This is a genomic window from Pseudomonas sp. 14A (assembly GCF_018132745.1).
GTDB lineage: Bacteria > Pseudomonadota > Gammaproteobacteria > Pseudomonadales > Pseudomonadaceae > Aquipseudomonas > Aquipseudomonas mercuritolerans.
In genome coordinates, this window is record NZ_JAGRQJ010000014.1 from 380,852 (window position 1) to 395,429 (window position 14,578).

Here is a 14,578-nt window from a genome sequence, read left to right on the forward strand (position 1 = left end):
AGTCAGACGGGGATTTCCAGCGCATGCCATCCATTCTCACAAGACGTACTTTTGTCAAAGGCCTGGCCGCCGGTAGCTTGCTCGGTGGCCTCGGGCTCTGGCGTACACCGGTCTGGGCACTGAACGGCGCCGCGCCCGTCAACGAACTGAGCGGTAACGAATTCGAGTTGTTCATCGGCGAAACTCCGGTCAATTTCACGGGTTCTGCACGCACGGCGATGACCATCAATGGCAGCCTGCCCGGCCCGCTGTTGCGCTGGCGCGAAGGCGATACCGTGACGCTGCGCGTGCGTAACCGGCTCACCGCCGACACCTCGATTCACTGGCACGGCATTCTGCTGCCGGCGAACATGGACGGCGTGCCGGGTCTGAGTTTCCACGGCATCGAACCGGGCGGCGTGTACGTTTACCAGTTCAAGGTTCGGCAACATGGCACCTACTGGTATCACAGCCATTCCGGCTTACAGGAGCAGGCCGGCGTCTACGGGCCGCTGGTCATTGAGGCCCAAGAGCCGGAGCCGTTCCAGTACGATCGCGACTACGTGGTGATGCTCAGCGACTGGACCGACGAAGACCCGGCCAGCCTGATGAAGACGCTGAAAAAACAGTCCGACTACTACAACTTCCACAAACGCACCGTCGGCGATTTTATCGACGATGTCAGTCAAAAAGGCTGGGGCGCCACGGTTGCCGATCGCACGATGTGGGCGCAAATGAACATGAACCCCACCGACATTGCCGACGTCAGTGGCGCCACGTATACCTTTTTGATCAACGGCCAAGCCCCCGATAGCAACTTCACCTGGCTGTTCCGTCCCGGCGAAAAACTGCGCCTGCGCCTGATCAACGGCTCGGCCATGACCTATTTCGATGTGCGCATTCCGGGATTGAAAATGACGGTGGTGGCTGCCGATGGCCTGCACGTCAAACCGGTCAGCGTCGATGAACTGCGCATTGCCGTGGCCGAGACTTATGACGTGATCGTCGAACCTGAAACCGAGGCGTACACCCTGTTCGCTCAGGCGATGGATCGCAGCGGTTACGCCCGTGGCACTCTCGCCACACGCGCCGGCATGTCGGCAGCAGTGCCGGCGCTGGATCCGCGTCCGTTGGTGAGCATGGACGACATGGGCATGGGCGGCATGGATCACGGCAGCATGGACATGAGCACCATGGATCACTCCAGCATGGGCCCGATGCAAGCCCATCCCGACAGTGAAAACAACAATCCGCTGGTGGACATGCAGGCCATGATCACCGCGCCAAAGCTTGACGATCCGGGCCTTGGCCTGCGCAACAACGGCCGCCGTGTGCTGACCTACGCCGACCTGCGCAGCACCTTCGAGGACCCGGACGGCCGCGATCCGGGCCGCACGATAGAGCTGCACCTGACTGGCCACATGGAGAAATTCGCCTGGTCGTTCAACGGCATCAAATTCTCCGATGCCGAGCCTTTACGGCTGAAATACGGCGAGCGCATCCGCCTGGTGCTGGTCAACGACACCATGATGACCCACCCGATCCACCTGCACGGGATGTGGAGCGATCTGGAAGACGAAAACGGCGACTTTCAGGTGCGCAAACACACCATCGACATGCCGCCCGGCAGCCGCCGCAGCTATCGCGTCACCGCCGACGCCCTCGGCCGCTGGGCTTATCACTGTCATCTGCTTTATCACATGGAAACGGGCATGTTCCGCGAAGTGCGGGTGGAAGAATGAAGAGACCGATCATGACTCGACTCAGCGTGTTCTCGCTGCTGCTCGCCGGCACCTCCGCCATGGCCGCCGACGCCATGCACGGCATGGACCACAGCCAGATGCCCGGGATGGATCATTCGGCAATGCAAAGCATGGACGACGGTATGATGCAGCCCGCCGCGCCCAGCGAAAGCCGCACGCCGGTTCCGCCCGTGACCGACGCCGACCGCGCTGCGGTGTTCACCAGCCCCGGCGGTCATCAGGTGCACGACAGCGTTATAAACAGCTACTTTCTTGCCGACAAACTCGAATGGCAGAACGCCGATGACGGCAGCGCTTTGGCCTGGGACCTGTCCGGCTGGATCGGCGGGGATACCGATCGGCTGTGGCTGCGCTCTGAAGGCGAGCGCAACAACGGCAAGACTGAAGACGCGGAAATTCAAGCGCTGTGGGGCCACGCGATTTCACCATGGTGGGACGTGGTCGGCGGCGTGCGTCAGGACTTCAAACCCGGCGCACCGCAAACCTGGGCCGCGTTGGGCGTGCAAGGCATGGCGCTGTACAACTTCGAGGCCGAAGCCACGGCTTTCCTCGGCGAGGGCGGCCAGAGTGCGGTACGCCTGGAGGGCGACTACGACATCCTGCTGACCAATCGACTGATCCTGCAGCCGACCGCAGAACTCAACATATATGGCAAAAACGATCCGCAGCGAGGCATCGGCTCAGGGTTGTCCAATACCGAGGCGGGCCTGCGGTTGCGCTATGAAATCCGCCGCGAATTCGCGCCTTACATCGGCGTGACGTGGAATCGCACTTACGGCAACACCGCCGACTATGCCCGCGAAGAAGACGAGGATCGCAGTGAGGCGCGCCTCGTCCTCGGCGTCAGGCTGTGGTTCTGAATTCTTCTACAAAAACAAACCGGAGACCTTGCATGCACACATTGACCCTGCCCCTGATATTCGCCAGCGGATTGCTCCTGAGCACCCTCGCCCAGGCCCATCCGAAACTGCTCTCGTCGACACCGGCCGAAGGCGCGGAAGGCGCCGCGCCGGGCAGGATCGAGCTGCACTTTTCCGAGAACCTGGTCACGCAATTCTCCGGGGCCAAACTGGTAATGACCGAAATGGGTGGCATGGCTCACTCGCCGATGCCGATGAAAGCCAAGGTCAGCGCGAGCAGCGATCCGAAAACCATGCTGATCACCCCGCTCGCCCCGCTGCCTGCCGGCACCTATCAGGTGCAGTGGCGCGCGGTGTCCGCCGACACGCACCCGATCACCGGTAACGTCACGTTCAAAGTGAAGTGAACAATGGCGGACCTGCTCAACATCATCCTGCGGTTCGCCTTGTATGTGGATTTGCTGCTGTTGTTCGGGCTGGCGTTGTTTGGCTTGTACAGCTTCAACGCGCTGCTGCGGTTCCGTCCGTTGTTGCGGGGCATGGCAGTGACAGGCGCGTTACTGTCAGTGGCCGGGCTGGTGCTGATGACCCGCGCCATGAGTGGCGAAACACAGCTCGCGGCATTGTGGCCGCACCTGCAGATGATGCTGCTGGAAACAGACGTCGGCCTGGCGTGGGCGCTGCGGATGACAGCGTTGGCCATCGTGGTGATCCGGCCGAGTCTGTGGCCAGCGTCGTTGGCAGGCGCCATTGCCCTCGCTTCGCTGGCGTGGAGCGGGCATGGCGCGATGGACGAAGGATGGCTGCGGTTCTGGCACTTTCTCAGCGACATCTTGCACTTGCTTGCGGCGGGAGCGTGGTTGGGTGCCTTGCTGGCGCTGGTGTTGATGGTGAGCGGGCGAATCGGTGACACACGCCTTCGCTTGATCGCCGATGCAGTGAAACGCTTCGAATGGGTGGGCGCGTTGATCGTGCTGACGGTGTCGGTCACCGGCGTGATGAATTATCTTTTCATCGTCGGCCCAAGGCTCGACGGAGTGCTGTTCGGGACCTACGGGCAGCTGCTGACGATCAAGGTGCTAGCGTTTGCCGTGATGCTGGTGCTGGCTGCGTTGAACCGCTTTCATCTTGGACCGTCACTGCAACAATCGCTGCGCGACGGCCAGTACCTCATCGCCGCGAAAGCGCTGCGGCGCAGTGTGGTGATGGAGCTGGCCCTTGCCCTGCTGATCGTGGCGCTGGTGGCGTGGCTCGGCACATTGAGTCCGGACCCGGGATGACACCCGTGGAAGGCTTTCACTACACTGGGCCACCTTCCCTTTCAGAAGCCCGATCTCAATGACAACACTAAAAAGCACGATGATCCTCGGCGGCCTGCTGACCCTGGCGACTGGCGCTCACGCCGACCCCGCCACGTCCCACCTCGACAGCATCCAGCAACAAGGCCAGTTGCGTGTCTGCACCACCGGCGACTACAAGCCCTACACCTTCAAGCGCAGCGATGGCGACTTCGAAGGCATCGACATCAGCATGGCCCGCTCCCTGGCCGACAGCCTCGGCGTCAAGGTGCAATGGGTGCAGACCACCTGGAAAACCCTGATGCCCGACATGCAGGCCGACAAATGCGACATCGGCATGGGCGGCATCTCGGTCACCCTCGAACGGCAGAAAAAAGCTTTCTTCAGCAACACCCTCGACACCGACGGCAAGATCCCGCTGGTGCGCTGCGCCGACCAGTCCAAATACCAGACCATCGACCAGATCAACCAGCCCAACGTGCGCCTGGTGGAACCTGCCGGCGGCACCAACGAAGCCTTCGTCCACGCCTTCCTGCCCAAAGCGCAACTGGCCCTGCACGACAACGTGACGATCTTCCAGCAACTGCTCGACAACAAAGCCGACGTGATGATCACCGACGCCTCGGAAGCGCTGTATCAGCAGAAACTCAAACCCGGTTTGTGCGCAGTGAACCCGCATCAATACATGCAATACGGCGAGAAGGCTTACCTGCTGCCACGCGACGACATCAGCTGGAAACTGTATGTCGATCAGTGGCTGCATTTGAGCAAGGTCACTGGCAAGTATCAGCAGAGGTTGAGTGAGTGGATTGCGGTGCCGGGGCAATAACGGTTAAGCGTCGTGCAGGGGTGACGGCGACTGTTCAGCTAACCATATAGCCTCGCGGTGACGGATAACCGCTCCGTCACCGCGAGGTTCGCTTCAAGCCTTCACTTCAACTTTGTCCAACGCCTGATTCACTGCGATCTCTCCCAGCATCACTACCTGGAAATGCCCAATAACGTCTTGCGCTGCGAGTTTTCCAGTAACGCGGCGAAGTCGTTGAGCATGGTGCTGGCCGAACCCAGTGATTCGCTGGCGTTGGCCAACAGGGACTCACTGTCGTAAGCCGGGTTGGCGAGGAACATGCGTTCGGGCTGGTTGGTGGAGGCTTTGATGTGACTGGCGGGAGGCAGGTAATAATCCAGCGCACGCTCGGCGGCGTCGTGGAGTTTTTTTGAGTCTGGGGATTTGTAGGGGGATGCGGGATTGGTTTCGGGGGGATTTGGTGTGGGTTTGAACATGGATGAATCCTCTAGCGCGATTACCAAAAGGAGCCATCACCCTCGCTACCAAACGAAGGGTGGCGGCCATACGCGGGTTGGTAGACCGGTCGCACTAGAACCCGGCGCCCACGAATGGACCCCACGCATGACCACCATGATATTCGAGCGCTGAGAAGCGACCTGAATCAGGTGACGCAATGCATCTAGACACGAGGCGGGCTACCAAACCCGATCACTGCTTTCAGTGACCCAGGGACGATAGAACCCGCAGGCTAGACGCACAAGCCGGCGGATTCTGTCTTAGGTGTAGGGGGAGGCGCAAGACAACGTAGGCTTCGGATGACTTTCACTAGTCAGATTTAAACAAGCGCCAGCGTAACCGTTTAAAAATCCCGAGCCAAAGTTCAAATCGAGTCTGATACAGTTCCACTTGGCAAAATCGTAGACAGGAAGTCAGACATGGCAAAGCCAGCAGCTCGTATTACCGATCCCACCAATTGCCCTATCCCTGGACACGGTCCGAAAGCTATCGCGTCCGGATCTCCCGATGTTTTCTTCGACGGTCTTGCAGCCGCGACCAAAGGCGATACTTGCACCTGCGGCAGCGCTTTGGCGTCAGCAGTGTCCTCGACTGTATTTATCAACGGTAAGAATGCTGCCTTGGTAGGTACGGTAGGCACCCATGGAGACATCGTCATCGGCGGCTCGGGCACCGTGATTATTGGTGACTCGCATAGTCCGGCACCATTTATTGCCCCGCTTCCCCTATTGCTGCAGAAAACTTATGGGCACACCTTCAGCATCGTTGACAGCGAAACAGGCCAGCCCTTGGCAGGAAGGAATTTCAGCGCAATCGTTAATGGTCAAAAGATTACCGGTGTTACCGATAGTACAGGAGCAGCGACCGTTAAGACCCCAACAAAAGATGCTGCTATTTCAGTTACCATCGACTTCACCTCACCAGCTCGGACGCTCAGCGAACTCACGGATTGAACACTATGGCCGAACAATTTACTACTGAAGCAAAAGCAGCGGAAATCAAACCAGGCGCGCCGATTGTCCCCACGACTATCACGGTCAATGATAGAGCTGCAACAAGGGAAGCGATTATCAGGCTTCTCCACAAAAACAAATGCGAATTTGTGGAAAGATCCTCTTGGGGAGCACATAAAGCAAAAGGCGAAATGGTCGATGATTGGGACTACTCAATGATCGCCCTTCACCATGCCGGCCGGAGTATGGGTTGCGGTGCTGGGGCAGGACAAATGCGGGCAATCCAAAGTGAGCATCAAGCCAAGTTTGATGACATCGGTTATCACTATGGTATCGACTGCACGGGGAAAGTCTTTGAAGGACGTGACATACGATTCAAAGGCTCAAGCGTACATAACTACAACACTGGTGTAATTGGGATCGTTTTGCTGGAGAACCTGACGACTGCCGAAGAAGGTGGAGACATGGTGGCTTTTGCCCGTCAGGCTCTTGAAACCTTCAATGGCAATATGGATCAGAAAATTCCTGCCATTCAGATTGACACTCTTCTGAAGTTGATTCAGGCCCTGACCAGTGTTTTCAGGGTGACAACGTTAGGAGGACATCGTGAATTCCCAATGCAGGCCGGCGAAGGGAAGATTTGTCCAGGCAATATTGGCATGGAACTGGTAAAAAACCTTCGAATCAAAACCAAATTCTTGCGACCGCCTTCGTCATGAAATCGCTTCTTATCATCTCCACAATTATCTGTGTCGTTGTCCTATACGTCGGCTTCTATGAAAAGATGGAGGACGCTTATCCAGAAAAAGTGTTCTTCATCAAGAAAAGTCCGACATTTCAAATGAAATTTGAAAATATTTTCGCGTACGAATCAGATGACAAAACTGTAGGTGAGTTAAGCGGTACGGAACGACAGTTGGTAATTCAGTACTGCAAATATCGGCTCGGGGTGACTACTGACCTGCATAACCAAGAGGAGCTCGAACTATGCAAGAAGAGATAGTTTCCACCTTCATCTCAGCATATACATCATAGGCAGAACGATCTTCTGAACGAATACTCCATGCCCCTGCCCAGCTTTTTACTGCCCCCCCGCCGGGGTTAACATTAAAATGATCTTGGAATTGATACTGACAATACAACCTAGCGATGGAAAAAGGTATCAAGCCACATGGATGCAAATAAAGTCGGACGCCGGTATGTACGGTGGATCCTTCTGCCGCTCATCGTCCTTTTTTTCTGGTACTTCTGCTCCCCAGTTGTAGCGGTGAATTTTTCCCTGAACAGTGAGGAAGAATTTCACTACGTTTGGAATACTCAGGACAGGATTCATAGAGGCGATATCAAGCACGGTGGCTCAGCCGTTGAGTTCGGCTACCTATTCCCTGATGACGACTTTTTCATGATGTTTGATTGGTGGACTGATAAAGGTTTTCAGAGGTGCGTGGACATCAGCCCCAAATGGGGCCGAACTATTGACATCTATTTGGATGCAACAGGCAGGGTCGATATTGCTAAAACCGGCCCGGACGTTATTGCTCGATTGAAACAATGCACTGGCGAAACTGACCCTTTCCGACCATGAGTTAGTCGTGAGCCCTCATGAAATTAGGTCGACCACATCGATCGTCATAGATGGGGCGGCAGCGCCCCACTCTACGCCGAGAATGCCATTCACTCTTTCCAGCGCAACCAAGACTGAACGTAAGTGCAGCCATTGATGCACTCGAACCTGCGTTATCGCCCACTTGATCGCCCGCTCATCCAGCTCTGATTCGCGCTCGTGTAGTTCGTTTCCGGGGCGCAAATCTCGCTCTCTTGGTAGACTTGCAACCCATTCCGGCAGATGCGGTGCTGCGCGGTGAAGCGCAGTGCTTCCATCAGCCATTTTTCATGTCCTACAGCTGCCACAAACGAAAGTGGTACGTATTGGCTTCGAATGGGTACATCGTACCAACAGATGCTGAAAACCCTTGAAAACGCCCGAAATCACGTCGAAAACACGTTGAGTAAAATGGTCCAGAATCAGAGCTTTAGCCCAGTAAAACCAACGCCTGAGCCGTCTCGGCGCTTCAGTGTGGCACCCATGATGGATTGGACGGACCGCCATTGCCGTTTCTTCCTACGTCTCCTATCGAAGAACGCCCTGCTCTACACCGAAATGGTCACCACCGGCGCTCTGCTCAACGGCGATCACGAACGTTTCCTGCGTCACAACGAAGCCGAGCACCCGCTCGCGTTGCAGCTCGGGGGTAGTGTTCCGCTCGATCTCGCCGCCTGCGCGCGCATGGCGCAGGAACATGGCTACGACGAGGTGAACCTGAACGTCGGCTGCCCGAGTGATCGTGTGCAAAACAACATGATCGGCGCGTGCCTGATGGGGCATCCGCAGTTGGTGGCCGATTGTGTGAAGGCGATGCGTGATGCGGTGTCGATTCCGGTGACGGTGAAGCACCGGATCGGCATTAACGGGCGCGACAGTTATGCCGAGCTGTGCGATTTCGTCGGCACTGTTCGGGATGCCGGATGCACGAGTTTTACCGTGCATGCGCGGATTGCGATCCTCGAGGGGTTGTCGCCGAAGGAGAATCGCGACATTCCGCCGTTGCGCTATGACGTGGCGGCGCAGTTGAAGGCGGATTTTCCGGAGCTGGAGATTGTGCTGAACGGCGGGATCAAGACCATGGAGGCCTGCCATGAGCATCTGCAGACGTTCGATGGCGTGATGTTGGGGCGTGAGGCTTATCACAATCCTTATCTGCTAGCGGAGGTCGATCAGCAACTGTTCGGCAGTACCGCTCCGGTGATCAGTCGGGCTGAGGCGTTGGCGCAGTTGCGGCCTTATATCGCCGAGCATTTGCTGGCCGGTGGTGCGATGCATCACATCACTCGGCATGTGCTGGGCCTGGGCACAGGGTTCCCCGGGGCGCGCAAGTTTCGTCAGTTGTTGTCGGTGGATATTCACAAGGCCAAGGATCCGTTGGCGTTGCTGGATCAGGCGGCTGAGTTGCTTGAAGGGCGTTGATTGATGGTTTGAGTGTGCGGGCGGCGCATGAGCGTTGCCCGGTGTTTTGATGTACTGACAGGATGTCTTTCGTTTATGCCCGCGTTTACTTTTTCACGTTTCAAGCGTTTCACCCTCCTCGCTTTGTTCAGCTTCACTTCCAACGTTTATGCGCACTGCGATGGCTTTTGCATGGGCCGTACCGATACGCCGTGGGAGGTGACGCAGCTTTCCGGCTTCACTTTGGTGTCTTTAATCCTCGCACCTATTTCGTCTAGCCAGGAAACGACCGACAGTCACAAACGTGTTTACTCTGCTGAGGAGCAAGAAGACGCGCGGCTCTATCTGGCCAGCGACGGCATGCTGCAAGCCGCGTATTTCACATCGGCCTTGCAGCGCTTTCGTCAGGAGTCGTCGGATTCGACGTTAAACGATCTCGCCGTGGCGGCGTTGATCAGCGCGCAGTGATCAGGCTGCCGCTGCGGCGGTCCAGTTGACCCAGCCAAATAGCCAGGTTGCCAGAATCAACAAACCAAAACCGATCCGGTACCACGCGAACGCGGCATAGCTGTGGTTGGCGATGAATTTCAGCAGGCCACGCACGGCGATCATCGCGAAGATGAATGCGGTGACGAAGCCGAGGGCGAAGATTGGCAGGTCGTTGGGTTGGAACAGGTCGCGGTATTTGTAGCCGGAATAAACGGCGGCGCCAACCATGGTCGGCATGGCGAGGAAGAACGAGAACTCGGTGGCGGCTTTGCGCGAGAGGCCGAAGAGCAGGCCGCCGATGATCGTCGAGCCGGAACGCGAGGTGCCGGGAATCATCGCCAGGCATTGTACGAAACCGACTTTCAACGCGTGAGACCAGCGCATGTCGTCGACATGTTCGACGCTGACTACATGGCTGCGCTGTTCGGCCCACAGCATGACGATGCCACCGACTACTAGCGCCACCGCAACGGTGATCGGGTTGAACAGGTATTCATGAATCGCGTCGGCGAATAACACGCCGAGGATAACGGCCGGGAAAAACGCGATCAGCAGATTAAGGGTGAAACGTTGCGCGTTGCGCTCGGTGGGCAGGCCTTTGACGATTTCGAAGATCTTCGGACGAAACTCCCAGACCACAGCAAGAATGGCCCCCAGTTGAATTATGATGTTGAACGCCATCGCGCGTTCACCGCCGAATTCAAGCAGGTCGGCGACAATAATCTGGTGGCCGGTACTCGAGATGGGCAGGAACTCAGTCAGGCCTTCTACCGCGCCTAATATCAATACCTGGAAAAGGGTCCAGAAATCCATTAATCCTCCGTCAGAGCACTCAGGGTGAGCGACCAGTCAATAACACTCAGGGTTGAGAATCTGAGTTACATAATTGGCGCATATGAAGATCAAAGATCGCAGCCTTCGGCAGCTCCTGCATTGGGAATGCATTTCCCTGTAGGAGCTGCCGAAGGCTGCGATCGTTTGATTTCGAAGAATAGGTCTAACGAATAGCCACACTCAAGTCATGTTAGTAATCGTCGGCCGACGAACTAAACTGAAAAAATTTACATCTATTACTACAAATATTTCAGTTCAGATATGAAGTGTGATCAACTTCACACATTGTTGACATGGCCAATCAGTGGCAAAAGGACATAGACAAAGCCATCGCCACAAGCTCAAAATAGTGGCACCATTGCATATAGCCATCATCTACGCGTTAGTTCACAACCTCGAGAAAATCAACTAAAAGCTTGAAAAGCTTACTTATTGTTAGAAAACTCGGGAGACGTGTCTAAAATCCGCGTAAATGTTACCAATTGTCAGTCACAGATGAGAACCGGTGCTTTAACATCCCGATGTCAGCACCTAATTCGAGTCAACGCATGATGCTCTCAGGGAACTTGGCGACGAGAAGTCCGCGCCCGACAAATGATGAATCCGGTGTTCTTGCGCTGGGTCGTACACTGGGTGTGGCTGATCATTTCAGATCGCTGATCGCAAAGCACGTGCAGTCCGATATGATCCTGGAAACAGGTGCCTTCACTAGTTCGTATAAAGAACAAGGTTACATCGGTTCATATCGCGCCATTTTCCTCATCATCGATAGCCCACAGGCGCTCGAAGATAATCTGGCACTGGTGCAGAACCTGCGCAATGACAACTTGAAACCGCTTATTTGCGCAGTCGTCACCGGCCGCGGCGCCGTTAACAAACTCAAGTATTTTCTTGCTGGGGCGGATGCCTGTATCAAGCTCAACACACTGGGCGATGACAGCGACGAGTTGCTGACTGAATTCTTCAACAGCGAAGACTGGCAGCGAGATATCAATCTAACGCTTGATCCGACACGGATCTGCCTGATGGACAGTCGGCGCAAACTCGATATCTCCTTCGCCGAGATGAAGATCCTCGAAGCCTTTGCGAACACCGGCAATCACATTCTGAGCCATGATGAAATCGCCAGCATCATGGGCCTCAACAGCAATTTCTACGACCCTCGGGCACTGGAAAAATCAATCAGTCGCTTGCGTGGAAAAATCAAGGACATGTATGGTACAAACGCGATTCAGAGCATCCGCGGCTACGGCTATCGCCTGATGCGGGGCCTGATATCGACTGCCTGAGTCTCGGGCAGTCTTCCCCTTTTGCATACGTACGAAGGATCGTCTGATGCAGCCATATCGTTTCAATCGCGCTTCATACTTATTAAAACTCAAGCACTTGAATGAGCACGGCATCACGCCTAATAACAATAAAACTCCATAACATAGCAGCAGATCGAGTGGAATTTATCGAGGGCCATTTTCGGCCCGAACCCTGCCTACGATTACTTCCGAGGAAGTCATTGCTCGCCTGCCGATTTATCTTTTAGCCAATTTTGGTGTGTATTTAGGAGAGAGACATGGAAACGAGTACAACCCTCCCCAGAAAATATTTTGTTGTTGTGACGCACAGCACAACGTCGCAACGTGAACTGGAAACCATCTTGTCCAGTAAACGTTTCAATTCGTTTGGCACGTCGCAGGCACAAATGTTTGTTGAAGGTGTTGCTTCGCCCTCTTCCGCCCCGATGGTCATGGAGTTCAGTTACCCAAGCCTCAGCCGAAAGAATGTTGCGCGCAGTATCGAACATGATACTCAACGCATACTGGCCACTCTTGAAAATGAATGGCGAGCCGCGCAAACAGACAATCCGTTTCAAAGCTTCCCGACCCGCAGTGCAGAAGGCGCTCATATCTCAAATGTCAGCGAGAGCACTGAGCCTTGCAGCGATACTTGGCATCTCGACGATGAACAAGGCGTGTTGCTCAAGGACAATGTTGCGATCAGCCTGACTGGCCTGGAAACCGCCCTGGTGCGGAAAATGCTGAGCCATGAAGAGCGCGTGGTCAGTCGTGATGACTTGATCATCAGCATTGGTCGGGAACCCGAGCAATACCGTGGCCTGGAAATGTGCCTGAGCCGGTTGCAGGACAAGTTCAAGAGCGCAAGCAATGGCGAGCGATTGTTCCGAGCCGTTAGAAATCGCGGATACTGCCTGATCCAGGAAGTCGTTGCGTAACCGAAGCCGACCTTCAAACCCAGACAAACAGATATAAAGTGCGACCACAACAACAAGAAGAGCACTCTGTTTGATTCCCCCCTCCCTGAATTGATAAACGCCTCCCTGCCTTCATCTTTCAACAGTAACAAATACGCCCTAATTTTTTCATCCCCCTCTCTACGACTTTTTCTAACAGCCATTTATTTAATTATTAAAAAGTTGGCACTGTGCCATCTTGTTAGAACTCGTCAGACACCATTCCCGACAATAACTTAGTCTATTGGCTGACGACAGTTCGGCTCTCGATGTTGTTACCTCAAGACATTCGCCAAAACAAAAACAATAAGTCTGCATAACAACTCGGCTTTCAACTGTTGAAACCTGAATGGACGTCTTTTGGGGATATCGTATGGATCTTTCTCTCAGTATTAATCGAAGCACGGGCCTCAAGGGACTGACCTTTTGGGGCCAATGGGCGCTGGCACAGGCTTTCGTTGTGACGCTGCTGTTCATCCTCGCTGAACAGCACACCGGCACCGTCGCGTTCTATTACCGAATGTGTGCCACCCTCGCCGTCCTGGCCTCGGTGCCGGCTTACACCTTCACTGGCGTTTATCGCAAACGCGACAACTACCTGACCGGCCTCGGCCGTTTGTTCATGGGCTGGTCGATGACCATGGCCGCGCTGGCGTGCATCGCGTTTGTCTGCCAGGCCGATGAGCTGTTTTCCCGTCAGGTGATTCTCAGCTGGGCGGTGTATGGCTTCCTCGGTCAGGCGTTCCTCTACGCGCCGCTGCATGCGTTTTCCAAGTACTACCAGCGTTCGCGTAAAAGCGAACACCGCACGCTGATTGTCGGCACCGGCGAACTGGCGTTGGGCCTGGCGAAAAAACTCAGCCAACTGGAAAACCTGCCGCTGATCGGCCTGGTCAGCAACGGTGACAAACCGCTCCTCGCTTCCGACGCACCGCGTGTCGTTGGCGCTCAGGACGAGTTGCTCGAGCTGATCGAAGCCCACGACATCCGTCGTTTGTACATCACCCTGCCGCTGTGCGAAGCCGCGAAAATCGAAGCGATGTATGTCGATTTGCTCGGCGCCAACGTCGATGTGGTGTGGGTGCCGGACTTGAACAGCCTGACCCTGCTCAACCATTCGGTGAAAGTCGTGGACGGCCTGCCGGCGATTTACCTGAACGAAAGCCCACTGACCAGCCGCCCGACCGCTGCCCTGAGCAAGAGTCTGGTTGAGAAAACCGTGGCATTCCTGGCAATCATCGCCCTCAGTCCGCTGCTGTTGATCATCGCTCTGGCGGTAAAACTCAACTCTCCCGGCCCGGTATTTTTCAAGCAGGACCGCCATGGCTGGAACGGCAAGGTGATCAAGGTCTGGAAATTCCGCTCGATGCGTGTCCACGATGACCGCGAAGTTAAACAGGCCAGCCGCAATGACTCGCGCATTACCGCAGTAGGTCGTTTTATCCGCCGCACTTCGCTGGATGAGTTGCCGCAACTGTTCAACGTGTTGCAGGGGCATATGGCGCTGGTGGGGCCGCGGCCGCATGCGGTGGCGCACAACAACTATTACTCGGGCAAGATTCTCGCTTACATGGCGCGTCACCGAATCAAACCGGGAATCACTGGCCTGGCACAGATAAGCGGCTGCCGCGGCGAGACCGACACCATCGACAAGATGCAAAAGCGTGTCGAGATTGACCTGCAGTACATCAACAGTTGGTCGTTGTGGCTGGATCTGAAGATCCTGGTGAAAACGCCGTTTACGTTGTTGTCGAAGGATATTTACTGAGGTTCAGCGCTTCAGATCGCAAGGGGACGAAAGTCCCCTTTTTTGTGGCCGGGATTTGGGTAACTCGTATCAACTACAG

15 protein-coding genes and 1 pseudogene are annotated in these 14,578 nt (G+C 55.5%); 13 read left to right on the forward strand and 3 right to left on the reverse strand.

Features of this window, described 5'->3' with window-relative positions:
- Positions 1–23 precede the first annotated feature (23 nt).
- Genes PS14A_RS16420 through PS14A_RS16440 form a run of 5 tightly spaced genes read left to right on the forward strand, consistent with a single transcriptional unit; the run spans position 24 to position 4,729 of the window.
- Positions 24–1,721, forward strand: coding sequence for a copper resistance system multicopper oxidase (locus PS14A_RS16420; RefSeq protein WP_212616758.1), 1,698 nt, complete (start codon positions 24–26; stop codon positions 1,719–1,721).
- A gap of 11 nt (positions 1,722–1,732) precedes the next feature.
- A complete protein-coding gene (locus tag PS14A_RS16425; protein WP_212616759.1) occupies positions 1,733–2,602 on the forward strand; it encodes a copper resistance protein B in 870 nt (289 codons plus the stop codon).
- A gap of 32 nt (positions 2,603–2,634) precedes the next feature.
- Entirely contained in the window at positions 2,635–3,009 is a 375-nt protein-coding gene (copC, locus tag PS14A_RS16430; protein WP_212616760.1) for a copper homeostasis periplasmic binding protein CopC, read from the forward strand.
- Between the two features lie 3 nt (positions 3,010–3,012).
- A complete protein-coding gene (gene copD, locus PS14A_RS16435; protein WP_212616761.1) occupies positions 3,013–3,882 on the forward strand; it encodes a copper homeostasis membrane protein CopD in 870 nt (289 codons plus the stop codon).
- Between the two features lie 58 nt (positions 3,883–3,940).
- Positions 3,941–4,729: a transporter substrate-binding domain-containing protein gene (locus PS14A_RS16440; RefSeq protein ID WP_212616762.1), complete on the forward strand. Its 789-nt coding sequence runs from the start codon at positions 3,941–3,943 to the stop codon at positions 4,727–4,729.
- Between the two features lie 93 nt (positions 4,730–4,822).
- Here the strand turns inward: PS14A_RS16440 and PS14A_RS16445 are convergent.
- Positions 4,823–5,184: pseudogene (locus tag PS14A_RS16445) on the reverse strand (hypothetical protein).
- Positions 5,185–5,625: 441 nt separating this feature from the next.
- Between PS14A_RS16445 and PS14A_RS16450 the strand changes: the two are divergent.
- The 3 genes from PS14A_RS16450 (at position 5,626) to PS14A_RS16460 (ending at position 7,744) form a co-directional block, all read left to right on the forward strand.
- Positions 5,626–6,159 carry a PAAR domain-containing protein gene (locus PS14A_RS16450; RefSeq protein WP_130909761.1) on the forward strand — a complete coding sequence of 178 codons (534 nt, stop codon included), beginning with the start codon at positions 5,626–5,628 and terminating at the stop codon, positions 6,157–6,159.
- A gap of 5 nt (positions 6,160–6,164) precedes the next feature.
- Positions 6,165–6,878, forward strand: a complete 714-nt coding sequence (locus PS14A_RS16455; protein ID WP_212616763.1) for a peptidoglycan recognition family protein — start codon at positions 6,165–6,167, stop codon at positions 6,876–6,878.
- A gap of 452 nt (positions 6,879–7,330) precedes the next feature.
- Positions 7,331–7,744: a hypothetical protein gene (locus PS14A_RS16460; protein ID WP_130909763.1), complete on the forward strand. Its 414-nt coding sequence runs from the start codon at positions 7,331–7,333 to the stop codon at positions 7,742–7,744.
- A gap of 15 nt (positions 7,745–7,759) precedes the next feature.
- On the opposite strand, the gene PS14A_RS16465 is transcribed toward PS14A_RS16460, so the two are convergent.
- A complete protein-coding gene (locus PS14A_RS16465; RefSeq protein ID WP_130909764.1) occupies positions 7,760–8,047 on the reverse strand; it encodes a hypothetical protein in 288 nt (95 codons plus the stop codon).
- 126 nt (positions 8,048–8,173) lie between these two features.
- On the opposite strand from PS14A_RS16465, the gene dusA reads away from it, so the two are divergent.
- Positions 8,174–9,184 carry a tRNA dihydrouridine(20/20a) synthase DusA gene (gene dusA / locus PS14A_RS16470; RefSeq protein ID WP_129999660.1) on the forward strand — a complete coding sequence of 337 codons (1,011 nt, stop codon included), beginning with the start codon at positions 8,174–8,176 and terminating at the stop codon, positions 9,182–9,184.
- A 75-nt stretch (positions 9,185–9,259) separates the two neighbouring features.
- Entirely contained in the window at positions 9,260–9,631 is a 372-nt protein-coding gene (locus PS14A_RS16475; protein WP_024013605.1) for a DUF2388 domain-containing protein, read from the forward strand.
- Here PS14A_RS16475 and PS14A_RS16480 read toward each other — a convergent pair whose 3' ends face one another.
- Positions 9,632–10,465, reverse strand: coding sequence for an undecaprenyl-diphosphate phosphatase (locus PS14A_RS16480; RefSeq protein ID WP_212616764.1), 834 nt, complete (start codon positions 10,463–10,465; stop codon positions 9,632–9,634).
- A gap of 569 nt (positions 10,466–11,034) precedes the next feature.
- Between PS14A_RS16480 and PS14A_RS16485 the strand changes: the two genes are divergently transcribed.
- From PS14A_RS16485 to PS14A_RS16495, 3 genes are all read left to right on the forward strand, one after another.
- Entirely contained in the window at positions 11,035–11,775 is a 741-nt protein-coding gene (locus tag PS14A_RS16485) for a winged helix-turn-helix domain-containing protein (protein WP_137214684.1), read from the forward strand.
- 278 nt (positions 11,776–12,053) lie between these two features.
- Positions 12,054–12,713, forward strand: coding sequence for a helix-turn-helix domain-containing protein (locus tag PS14A_RS16490; protein ID WP_137214683.1), 660 nt, complete (start codon positions 12,054–12,056; stop codon positions 12,711–12,713).
- Between the two features lie 391 nt (positions 12,714–13,104).
- A complete protein-coding gene (locus tag PS14A_RS16495) occupies positions 13,105–14,499 on the forward strand; it encodes an undecaprenyl-phosphate glucose phosphotransferase (RefSeq protein WP_212616765.1) in 1,395 nt (464 codons plus the stop codon).
- The last annotated feature ends 79 nt before the right edge of the window (positions 14,500–14,578 follow it).

Bases quoted from the DNA above. Each gene is read 5' to 3' on its own strand.
- PS14A_RS16420 (WP_212616758.1), top strand. From the start codon at position 24: ATGCCATCCATTCTCACAAGACGTACTTTTGTCAAAGGCCTGGCCGCC.
- PS14A_RS16425 (WP_212616759.1), top strand. From the start codon at position 1,733: ATGACTCGACTCAGCGTGTTCTCGCTGCTGCTCGCCGGCACCTCCGCC.
- copC (WP_212616760.1), top strand. From the start codon at position 2,635: ATGCACACATTGACCCTGCCCCTGATATTCGCCAGCGGATTGCTCCTG.
- copD (WP_212616761.1), top strand. From the start codon at position 3,013: ATGGCGGACCTGCTCAACATCATCCTGCGGTTCGCCTTGTATGTGGAT.
- PS14A_RS16440 (WP_212616762.1), top strand. From the start codon at position 3,941: ATGACAACACTAAAAAGCACGATGATCCTCGGCGGCCTGCTGACCCTG.
- PS14A_RS16450 (WP_130909761.1), top strand. From the start codon at position 5,626: ATGGCAAAGCCAGCAGCTCGTATTACCGATCCCACCAATTGCCCTATC.
- PS14A_RS16455 (WP_212616763.1), top strand. From the start codon at position 6,165: ATGGCCGAACAATTTACTACTGAAGCAAAAGCAGCGGAAATCAAACCA.
- PS14A_RS16460 (WP_130909763.1), top strand. From the start codon at position 7,331: ATGGATGCAAATAAAGTCGGACGCCGGTATGTACGGTGGATCCTTCTG.
- PS14A_RS16465 (WP_130909764.1), bottom strand. From the start codon at position 8,047: ATGGCTGATGGAAGCACTGCGCTTCACCGCGCAGCACCGCATCTGCCG.
- dusA (WP_129999660.1), top strand. From the start codon at position 8,174: ATGGTCCAGAATCAGAGCTTTAGCCCAGTAAAACCAACGCCTGAGCCG.
- PS14A_RS16475 (WP_024013605.1), top strand. From the start codon at position 9,260: ATGCCCGCGTTTACTTTTTCACGTTTCAAGCGTTTCACCCTCCTCGCT.
- PS14A_RS16480 (WP_212616764.1), bottom strand. From the start codon at position 10,465: ATGGATTTCTGGACCCTTTTCCAGGTATTGATATTAGGCGCGGTAGAA.
- PS14A_RS16485 (WP_137214684.1), top strand. From the start codon at position 11,035: ATGATGCTCTCAGGGAACTTGGCGACGAGAAGTCCGCGCCCGACAAAT.
- PS14A_RS16490 (WP_137214683.1), top strand. From the start codon at position 12,054: ATGGAAACGAGTACAACCCTCCCCAGAAAATATTTTGTTGTTGTGACG.
- PS14A_RS16495 (WP_212616765.1), top strand. From the start codon at position 13,105: ATGGATCTTTCTCTCAGTATTAATCGAAGCACGGGCCTCAAGGGACTG.